We start from the raw sequence: 9,224 nt of genomic DNA, 5'->3' as shown, positions 1-9,224 counted from the left end.
GAGTTAAGGGAAAATGAGACGACAATAAATAGCGATCGCATTTCCCCATCACAACAGTAACCTCTAGTAAGTAATCAGGGCTAGCTAATCAAGTTATGAAACGTTTTACAAAACTTAATACTTTAGGATCATACTTGAAGGGCGATTACTCTATAGCGTTTCTGATACCTGATCTATTTGAGAAATGCTATAAGCGGGTTTAGAGTCCAGTTTTGGGCGTTGCTGAATCTTCGAATGAATAGGAGTAGAGTGGGCATCCTGCCCGCCCGAAGATTGTAACGGGCAAGATGCCCGTTCCACGCCTGATGCCCATTCCACAAAAGTCTTGAAATCATTCCATTATTAAGCAACGCCCAGTTTTGCGTAAGTCCTGAAAATTTTGCCTACGTCTGCTGCTGTTGCAAATTGCCATGAACGGCTAGCCAAATGCAGGGTGGCTCAGCACTGGTATATTCAACTCGATGCTTTTGATGAGCTTTAATAAATAGATAATCCCCTGCTTTGAGCTTGACACTGGAACCGTCAAGGTAGGCAAGGGTTGCTTGCCCTTGTAAGAGGATTACCCATTCGTCTTGGTCTTGGTCATACCACTCTCCGGTTGGTGTAGTTTGTCCAGTGGAGATGATGCGCTCGATTAATACGCTCTGGCTAGATATCAACGGTTCAAACAGTTCTTCGGTAGGAAGTTCAGGAGGTAAGTTGAAAATGTTAGCTATCTCTTCAGTGTTCATACATCACCTTATGAATCAAGTTCGATGGAGACAACGACCTGTCCGTGATCAGATTGCCAAGTCTCAATTTTCTCTTCACTCAAAGTTTCGTCGATCAGATGATCATTGAAAAGGGAGACATACCCAACTCTGCCAATGCGTTTGGGATTTTGAACCACGAATTCCTGACTAACCAGGATGTGATCTAGGCTCTCGTGGTGGCCATTATGGATGTGGGTGTAGTAGAAGTCACCATAGTTTTGTCGAGCTTGAATGTCTTTGACGTAATACAACAACACATCCCAGATGATCTGCTTTTGCTGAAACCAGAGTTTTCTCAAAGGAGGCTCTCCAGAAACGATTTGAGAGGTTATAGCCAGACCACTATCATTGACATCACCCATAACTATTACCGGATGATCCCTGTGCTGAAGCTTATCCATCAAAATTACCCGCAAAGCTGTTGCTTCAGCTGCTCGGAGGATTAGAGATCTCGCTTGTCCTTTGGCTTGTTCAATTGGGTCGTTGCGGTCTACTCCATCTGGGATGATCGGACGCTTGGACTTGAGGTGAATTACAAAAACTGTACAATCAATCGTGTCACTCAGCTTGAGATGTGCTTCCAACACTGGTCGAGAAAAACGCTTGAGTGGGATGTCTGTTCCTTGGATATCCAGGCATGCCGTAGTGGGAAAATCTTTGATGACGTTGTATTCAAGCACTGGAAACCTGGAGGTCAGGGCAACAACTGGACTTTTACCCGTAGGGTTTGCGAACACAGTGGTGGCATTGTCATAAACTTGGCTCTGAGCCAGTGCTTGTTGGAGAGCTTCTTTATGAAATACCTCTTGAAAGCCAACAATGTCAGCTTTCATCTTCTTCAGTTGTTCAGCGATCCAGCTGGTCTTAAGAGCGTACTCTGTTTGGGTATATATCTTTTTTCTATAGTATAGGACATCTGGTAGCACTAAGTTGCATAGGTTAAAGGTTCCAACTTTGAAACGGTTTCGATTCATGATTCTTATTTGTGCTGAGAATTATTTCTCCAGCTTGGCATTTCCTCAACCTAAGCATATGCGCTACGCGCACGCGTGCGCGTTCAGCTGTCAGCTATCAGCTAATAGGTCCGATGCGTCGAAGCCTGTGCCACACTGTCTTGATGCAAAGCGCGAGTGGGGGAAACCCCCAAGACCAGGCTGCACCTCAAGTAGCGTGCCCATAAGCTGATACGCGACACGCTGACGGCTGATAGCTGAATACTTACAAACGCTATAACCAACACTCCTCAAGGTGAGAGAATAAATTAACCCTCATCCTCCAAATCGATAATACTCCCAAATTCATGCCATCACGACCAACCAGAGTTGGCAGGTGACCCACTGGAGCCCAGATTACGGAAAATGTAAGGTCTTCATAATTTTTCCATCGTCTTCTGAGGTGCAATCCTTTGCGCTGTCGCCATCCCACACTATGACCAAATTGTTGATAAAGCTGAGTTTGATACGCTAATATGTTAGGGAAATAATTACTGCGGGAAATACTGTTTGGGTTGTAATAGGAACTCAAAACATACACGCTTCGGTTGAATTCTAGTTTATCAACGTTATTCTCGTCACTATCAAGTTTTCCCCCAAGCTTCTGCCAAATTTCTTTTTGCAAACTGAAGCCGAATTGCCCACTGCTATACTTTAGCCAAAGCTGCTCAATGGTGTGTAGATCGGTGCAGGGAAAATTCTTGATTGACTCAGGATCGAGATTGTTGTCTTCTTCTCGATCAACTGCTTTAACCATTAGAGCAAAGGTTTCCTGATCGGCTTCTTTCCATTTACCGGCTTTGAGTAAATCTCGCAAGTTAGAGTAGTCTATGCCTTGATCAGAAATGAGTTGGTCAGGTTGGTGTAGGTCAACAGTTATCCCCAACTCTTTGTGTTTTTTATTTAATGTATATTGAACAATTTCAGGAATCTTACCATACCGTTCATAGTTTTCCACAATTTTGCGATACTTGGCTTCGATTTTGCGATACTCACTATCGGGATCATCCTTGGGGTCTTTATTCATTAAAATAGTCAGTAAAATATCCAACCCTTTATTATCGAGAAACAGAGCTGGCTCGATCTGGGGCTTAATAGTCTGGACTTTTTCGGTGGCATAGTTATGTAATTCACGAACATAGATTAAGCCAGCCCCATCTCGGTCTGCTGCACCAGTTTCAATGCCTTCGACTAAGTACTGGGTGTAAAGGGAACAATGAGGTGCTTCCTGTTCAAAAGAGGTTTGTGTAGTTGTGGAGGAGGTGAGAACTGCTCGCCCTGGAGCACTGAGTTCTTCCTTGAGATTGACACTCACAGGTTCTGTCAGCGAACCATCAGCGGAAGCACTATAGTAATCACACTCAAGAATTACTATTTGTTGCTGAGCATCACTACGACTAAATTGCTGGTGTAAAAAAGAAGCGGGTAATGCAGTACCTTCAAGGTTATCTTTAGTCGTGATGCTAGTTGTTAAATACAGTTTACCATCCTGATTAATAATTCCTTGGCCAGAGAAAAAAACTAGGGCTAAGTCATTGACACCACATTGGTCAACTAGGTTCTGAATTGCCTCTTTTAGGTTGACCATATTGGGATTGAGCAGCAAGTCTACCCGATTAAAATCCCCTAGGGTTTTCTCTTGTAAAACTCGCTGCATTGCTTGCACATCATGGGAGGCAGCTTGATGGGTAGTTAAACCTTCTGCATACTGATCAACCGCGATCAGCAGTGCTACTTTCTTAGCCATTTACTTTTTCACTAATGCCATCTATTATCTTCTTATAGCATTTCTAAAATAGGTGAGGTACACAAGTTTTGGATTTTAGGGAATAGGGAATAGGGAATCGGGAATCGGGAATAGGAAAACGGGAATAGGTCAAAAATCCTGTGTACCTCATAAAGAGGAGAACTGCTATATAATAATTAAGGACTGATTAGATTTTCAGATCGTTCCGACTCCCTCGGTGCGCTTACAGTCGTCGAATTAAATTCGCCACGGGTCGCACCGCTCCCGACTCCCTACTAGTCACGGGTCTTGGTTAACCATTAGAATCGATTTAATTTTTCGTTTGATTCGATTTCCGTTTTTGTCCACTCTCCCATAAATGGTTTTGCCGTTATAATAAAGAGCGGAGGAGCTTCCTCCATCTAGATTCATGGCTTTTTCCACCCCAGCAGTTTTCAGGAAGGTAGCTAGGGCCCTGAACGACATACCGGAATTTCTGGGAGCTTCTGGTTTTTGAGCGACCATGACTAACAAAATGCTGCCATCAGGAGTAATACCGACTGCACTTCTAGCATTGAGTCGGCTGCTCCCTAGGGCATCTCGTATGACTTTGCCATTTTCTACAGCTACAAAACCTTCGGTGACTGATGTAATTTGTGGAACCAGCAACGGACCACTGCCTAGGGCATCTAATAATTGACAACCGGGGGGGGTCGGTTCACTGTGTAGGGTAATATCATAGCGGACTGTTGACCCACAACGGTATCGCCGAAATTCTGATCGATTGAGAATTTTATCCATGTAGGGCTGTAAGTTGGGATTTTGGATTAGCCCCTGGTTGTCACGGGGATCTGCTACTAGTTGCCCTTGCTTGATTACGATTGAGGTGGTCTTCTGATTTTTTGGGTCAAAAAAACCGCCGTTGATGGCAGCTACAGCTTGGTGCTTTTGGGCTAAATCTTCTAAGGTGATTAACTGTTCCGATATGGCTGGAGTAACGGAAAATCCACTTTCAGCTGGAATTAATAAGGTATGAACCACACTAAAGTCTAGAGGATGGGATTGGTATTTGATCTGTTTCTGGGGTGGCGAAACATCTGAAGAGAGGGCATCGGGTGGCTGGTGATTCCGGATAGATAACCACCCAATGGCTAAACCAATGGCAATCAAGCTCAGCCCAAGGATTTTTCTCACGTTCTTTTAGAAGCAATAACTATAGCAAAGGGAACAGCGGATCTGGGAGTCGGGAATAGCGATGCAGAGGTGCGACTCCCTATTCCCTTCGCTAAATTACTCAACCAGATGTCACATCATAAAGCATAATCCGATGACCGTCGTAATCGCAGAATGCTTGCTCAGTGAAATTGAGGTTTGGTGGTCTAGTAAAGTAATTGGGCTCAATGGTTTCAAGGCCGAGTTCACGGATTTTCTCAATGGTTAGGGTCAGGTCTTTTACTCTGACCACCAGGGCTAAACGATAGGGAGTGGTAGGGGTGGGTAATTCAATTCCCTTGACTTCGGTCAGGGCTAGGGCTCTAGGTTCGTCTTCTGTACTGAGTGATGCAAATTTGAGCTGAGCACTTTTGGGAAACTGAAACACTTGGTAGAGGTAAGAGTCTGGGGATGCTTCAGCCAGATAGTCGAGCTTAAATCCTAGGATATCTTGGTAAATGGTGAATGCTCGTTCGAGATCAGCAACTACCAAGCAGGGGCGCTTGATGTGAAGCCGATCTAGATTAGGGGTATTGGGGTTGACTGAGGGCTGATTGGTTTCCATTCACCCACCTAAATTTCCCTTCGCTAATTATATAGCAAAGGGAATCGGGAATCGGGAATCGGGAATCGGGAATCGGGAATCGGGAGTAAGAAGTACGGAATATGGCATCAAAAATTATCACAATTTATTTAGGATTACGATAGCTGAAAGTTAGCTATTAAAAAAGTTTGCGATCGCATTCGCAAATCCCTCAAAGGAGCGGTAATTTTTAGATACAATAGAGACAGTTAACCCCAAGTTTTCAGTATTAGCAGCGGTATAGGGACCAAAGCAAGCAATGACACAATGGTTATAATCCTGGGGGGAGTTTACCATTGTCAAAAAAGCGGTCACTTCTGCGGTGCTACTAAAAGCAATAACATCTATCTTGCCTTGACGAATCAGATTCAATTCTACATCATAGATAGTTTTATCCAAAATTCGGGTTTGATAGGTCAATACTGGACTGACTTTTATGCCCAATTCCTGTAAACCGGAAATAAAATTGGGAATGACATTAGGTTCTGGTATCCCGACCACCTTTGGAATAGGAACTAATATAGTTTTCTGATCAATAGTTGGATAGTTAGACAATTCAGTAACCATTCCGGTTGGGCTAGCTTCAGCCGGAACTAAATCAGCTGTTACTCCAAAATCCGACAATCTTTCGGCATCTTTTCCAATGGCAGACAGTTGACAATTTTTCAGCACAGATGTAGAAATCCCCAAGGATGCCATGCGCTCAAAAAAAGCGTCTATTCCGTTGCGACTAGTAAAGGCAATCCAATCAAATTTATGAATTTGCCTGAGAGCAGCATCTAATTCAGGGGAATTTTCCAACAGACAGGTTTCAATAGTTGGCATCACTATGGGAAGTCCACCCTGGTTAATGATTTGTTGAGATAACCGAGACCCATAGGTTCTTGGTGCTGTTACAATGATTCTTTTGCCATAGAGAGGGAGTTGATTTGATGGAGATAGAGGGTGCATCTTTTTATTGTCAATCTATATCAAGACAGGGAACAGGGAACAGAGAACAGGGAATAGGTAACAGGGAATAGGAAAAAAAAACTGTGGACATTATAGTTATTAAAAACGCTTTAAATGCTGCTATAGAGTTAATAAATAAATACAAAAAAATAATTACAGTTTTTTTGATTACCAAAAATTCCTATATACTTAATTAAATCTTGCCTCTTGCCTTTCCCAAAGAGATTATGTTCACAAATCAAATGGAAATGCTATATAACCATCCTAGGGCGAAACTAGTCAAAACATTAATATAGCGTTTTTCATACTTATGAGGTACAGTCAATTTTGTTACCCCGTCTCCCGACTCCCGACTCCCTCGGTGCGCTTTCCGTAGGCGAATTAAATTCGCCACGGGTCGCACCGCTCCCTACTCCCTACTCCCTTTGTTATAGATGAACAAATTAGCACTTACCTTAAAAAATCCCTCTCTCACTGATATCAAGTGGATCCTAAGCCTTTTCCTGGCCGCCCTTTTCCTTTGGGGTATTTTTCTGGGAAATGTACCCCTACGGGACTGGGATGAAGGCACTAGAGCCCTGATCGCTAGAGAAATCTATCGCACGGGTAACTGGCTCCATCCTACTCTGTGGGGAGAACCTTATCTACTGAAACCCCCTTTGATGGATTGGCTGATTGCTTTAAGCTATAAAGTAGGGGGTGTCCAAGAATTCACTACTCGTTTGCCTGGTGCTTTTTTGTCAGCGTGTGGAGTACCACTGCTCTATTTAGTAGCACGAGAACTATTCCTTCAACGTCTCAGTGCCATATTTGCCGCTAGCGTCTACTTAACCCTGTTGCCAGTTGTGCGCCACGGACGTTTGGCAATGCTGGATGGCATGATCAATACTTGGTTTTTGCTGTTGCTATTTTGCTTACTTAAAGCTTGTCAGGCTCAGTCTTATTGGGCAATTGGGATCGGAGTTTGTTTAGGACTAATTACTTTCACAAAAGGTCTATTAGTTGTGCCTCTAGGGGCAATTGCTTTGGTCTTTATTCTGGCCAATAAAACCTTAGGGTTGTTGAAAAGTCGCTATTTTTGGTTGGGCATAGTCCTAGGTTACGCACCGGTTTTGGTTTGGTATATTGCCCAATGGCAGCATTATGGAGCAACCTTTTGGCATGTTCATTTTCTCTCTCAAGGATTTGCTCGCATCTCTGAAAAGGTGGAAGGGAATCAAGGATCAGCGTGGTATTATCTTTTGGAGTTAATTAAGTATACTTTCCCTTGGCTATTGTTTTGGCTAGGAGGATTCTATCTAGCTTGGCGAAAACCCCTCACGAGTTGGGGGAGTTTAATTTTAATTGGGACTATCGGCTATTTGACAATTATTTCTATGATGGCCACTAAGCTACCCTGGTATATTATGCCTGTGTATCCCTTTTTTGCTATAGCTGTTGCCGCTAAACTCACTGTATTTTGGCAACATTGGAGTCGTTATCCTAAGATTTTAACAATTATTTTAGGATTTATTGGAGTAGCTGCTTTAGGGGGATGTATTTATTTTATCTTGGCAGATCCCCAACCGGTTTTAATCCTTATGGGTATGGTGGTAAGCCTAACCATGACCCTAGCGGCTTGGACAATTAAACAGCATAACCGCAATTTTATCCCAATTTTATTGATAGGGATGTATATAACTTTGGTATTATTAATGAGTTCTCACTCTTGGCTCTGGGAGTTAAATGAAGCATTTCCAGTTAAGCCAGTGGCGGCTTTGATTCAGGAAAATACGGCTCCAGGGGATATTATCTATACGTCTTTTTCCTATCAGCGTCCTAGTTTAGATTTTTATAGCGATCGCAAAGTGATTCCCCAAGATGAAAATACTTTAAAACAGTTGTGTTCAACTCAATCTTACCTGCTCTTGGACAATTCTACGTTAGCGGCTTTGCAATTACCTAACCAAGTATTTTTAGGCACTGCTGAAGGGTTTACGTTAGCGAGAGGGGTGGGAGTAGGGAGTGGGGAGTAGGGAATCGGGAGGTAAGCATTCAGCTATCAGCATTCAGCTTTCAGCTATCAGCATTCAGCTTTCAGCTTTCAGCTATCAGCATTCAGCTATCAGCCATTGGCCGTAGGCCAGGCGTTGCTGAATCTTCTTTTGAATAGGAGTAGAGTGGGCATCCTGCCCGCCCGAAAATATATTGAAACTGGCAAGATGCCAGTTCCACCAAGATGCCCATTCCACAAAAGTCTTGAAATCATTCCATTATTAAGCAACGCCGTAGGGCAAGCTACACCGAACAGCTTTTGAATAAAATAAGCTGACCGCTGACCGCTGACCGCTGACCGCTGACGGCTGATAGCTAAATGCTTAAGTACTCCAGAGTAGAAAATAGCCCTGCCCAATCAATCACTGATGGTCTCGCTCCCCTATTTATCAGCTCAAAAACTTTTCCAACTGTAACAGAGTTAGCAATGGATTCTACACAAGCTGATGCGACATCAATCCGGCTAGTTTGACCTGATAAAGTATCCCCGGTACCTAAGACTAACCCTAATTTTCCTGCTGTTGTCGCTTTCAACAGAGTGTTTAAATCATAGGAGGTAAACGGACCGTCGATCAATCGTCCTGGGCGAATAATAGTATACGGTAATCCTGAATTAATGATGATTTCTTCTGCTTTTTGTTTGGCATCGAGTACACCAAAGGAATTAAGAATACTATAGGGTGGTTTATCTTTCCGTAGCACACCACAAGAGGATACAAAGACAAACCGCTTCAGATCTTTAGGAGCTGTTGTTACCAGGTTGCTAACTCCTATACCATCAACTTGCTCAGGACTATTTTTGGCTTTAGTACGAGCGTAGGTGGGGTTGAGATAGATCTTGAGCCACTCGATCACACTTGGGAATCCTTTCGCCTGATCCATTGTGTCGAAATCCCACTTATTAGAAGGGAAAGCAGTCGTTCCAGTACAACAGATGATATGAGTAACATTTTGGATGGCAGGGGGGAGGCTAG

The 9,224-nt window shown here is 43.3% G+C and carries 11 protein-coding genes; 1 reads left to right on the top strand and 10 read right to left on the bottom strand.

Translation table 11 applies throughout. From position 1 onward, the window contains the following. Positions 1 to 383: 383 nt before the first annotated feature. From F6K37_RS24335 to F6K37_RS24300, 8 genes are all read right to left on the bottom strand, one after another. On the bottom strand, positions 384 to 731 hold the full coding sequence (locus F6K37_RS24335) for a cupin domain-containing protein (RefSeq protein WP_008179156.1): 348 nt from the start codon (positions 729 to 731) through the stop codon (positions 384 to 386). Between the two features lie 8 nt (positions 732 to 739). Beyond that, complete coding sequence (locus tag F6K37_RS24330; protein ID WP_287252669.1) at positions 740 to 1,726, bottom strand: endonuclease/exonuclease/phosphatase family protein; 987 nt, start codon at positions 1,724 to 1,726, stop codon at positions 740 to 742. Between the two features lie 253 nt (positions 1,727 to 1,979). Beyond that, positions 1,980 to 3,491, bottom strand: a complete 1,512-nt coding sequence (locus tag F6K37_RS24325) for a GUN4 domain-containing protein (protein WP_008179151.1) — start codon at positions 3,489 to 3,491, stop codon at positions 1,980 to 1,982. Positions 3,492 to 3,770: 279 nt separating this feature from the next. Next, a complete protein-coding gene (locus tag F6K37_RS24320) occupies positions 3,771 to 4,664 on the bottom strand; it encodes a phosphodiester glycosidase family protein (protein ID WP_008179149.1) in 894 nt (297 codons plus the stop codon). A gap of 100 nt (positions 4,665 to 4,764) precedes the next feature. Next, entirely contained in the window at positions 4,765 to 5,247 is a 483-nt protein-coding gene (locus F6K37_RS24315) for a VOC family protein (RefSeq protein ID WP_008179147.1), read from the bottom strand. After that, positions 5,207 to 5,368, bottom strand: a complete 162-nt coding sequence (locus tag F6K37_RS24310; protein ID WP_154659662.1) for a hypothetical protein — start codon at positions 5,366 to 5,368, stop codon at positions 5,207 to 5,209. Before F6K37_RS24310 ends, F6K37_RS24315 begins: the two co-directional genes overlap by 41 nt. A 29-nt stretch (positions 5,369 to 5,397) precedes the next feature. After that, the gene (locus tag F6K37_RS24305; RefSeq protein WP_287252663.1) at positions 5,398 to 6,216 is read right to left on the bottom strand and encodes a uroporphyrinogen-III synthase; all 819 of its coding nucleotides are present in this window, start codon (positions 6,214 to 6,216) and stop codon (positions 5,398 to 5,400) included. 238 nt (positions 6,217 to 6,454) lie between these two features. Next, the gene (locus F6K37_RS24300; RefSeq protein ID WP_287252660.1) at positions 6,455 to 6,610 is read right to left on the bottom strand and encodes a hypothetical protein; all 156 of its coding nucleotides are present in this window, start codon (positions 6,608 to 6,610) and stop codon (positions 6,455 to 6,457) included. Between the two features lie 40 nt (positions 6,611 to 6,650). Between F6K37_RS24300 and F6K37_RS24295 the strand changes: the two genes are divergently transcribed. Next, entirely contained in the window at positions 6,651 to 8,231 is a 1,581-nt protein-coding gene (locus F6K37_RS24295) for an ArnT family glycosyltransferase (protein WP_287252658.1), read from the top strand. Positions 8,232 to 8,320: 89 nt separating this feature from the next. On the opposite strand, the gene F6K37_RS24290 is transcribed toward F6K37_RS24295, so the two are convergent. Together F6K37_RS24290 and F6K37_RS24285 are read right to left on the bottom strand one after the other, a co-directional pair. Then, complete coding sequence (locus F6K37_RS24290) at positions 8,321 to 8,608, bottom strand: hypothetical protein (protein WP_287252657.1); 288 nt, start codon at positions 8,606 to 8,608, stop codon at positions 8,321 to 8,323. Further along, positions 8,566 to 9,224 (bottom strand): NAD(P)H-binding protein (locus tag F6K37_RS24285; protein ID WP_287252655.1); only part of this gene is annotated, 659 nt, incomplete at its 5' end. The genes F6K37_RS24285 and F6K37_RS24290, both read right to left, overlap by 43 nt.

This window comes from Moorena sp. SIO4E2 (assembly GCF_010671945.1).
GTDB classification, from domain to species: Bacteria; Cyanobacteriota; Cyanobacteriia; order Cyanobacteriales; family Coleofasciculaceae; genus Moorena; species Moorena producens.
Note: the sequence above shows the minus strand (reverse complement) of the source record. Positions and strands in the feature narration are given on the sequence as shown.

Bases quoted from the DNA above. Each gene is read 5' to 3' on its own strand.
- F6K37_RS24335 (WP_008179156.1), bottom strand. From the start codon at position 731: ATGAACACTGAAGAGATAGCTAACATTTTCAACTTACCTCCTGAACTT.
- F6K37_RS24330 (WP_287252669.1), bottom strand. From the start codon at position 1,726: ATGAATCGAAACCGTTTCAAAGTTGGAACCTTTAACCTATGCAACTTA.
- F6K37_RS24325 (WP_008179151.1), bottom strand. From the start codon at position 3,491: ATGGCTAAGAAAGTAGCACTGCTGATCGCGGTTGATCAGTATGCAGAA.
- F6K37_RS24315 (WP_008179147.1), bottom strand. From the start codon at position 5,247: ATGGAAACCAATCAGCCCTCAGTCAACCCCAATACCCCTAATCTAGAT.
- F6K37_RS24305 (WP_287252663.1), bottom strand. From the start codon at position 6,216: ATGCACCCTCTATCTCCATCAAATCAACTCCCTCTCTATGGCAAAAGA.
- F6K37_RS24295 (WP_287252658.1), top strand. From the start codon at position 6,651: ATGAACAAATTAGCACTTACCTTAAAAAATCCCTCTCTCACTGATATC.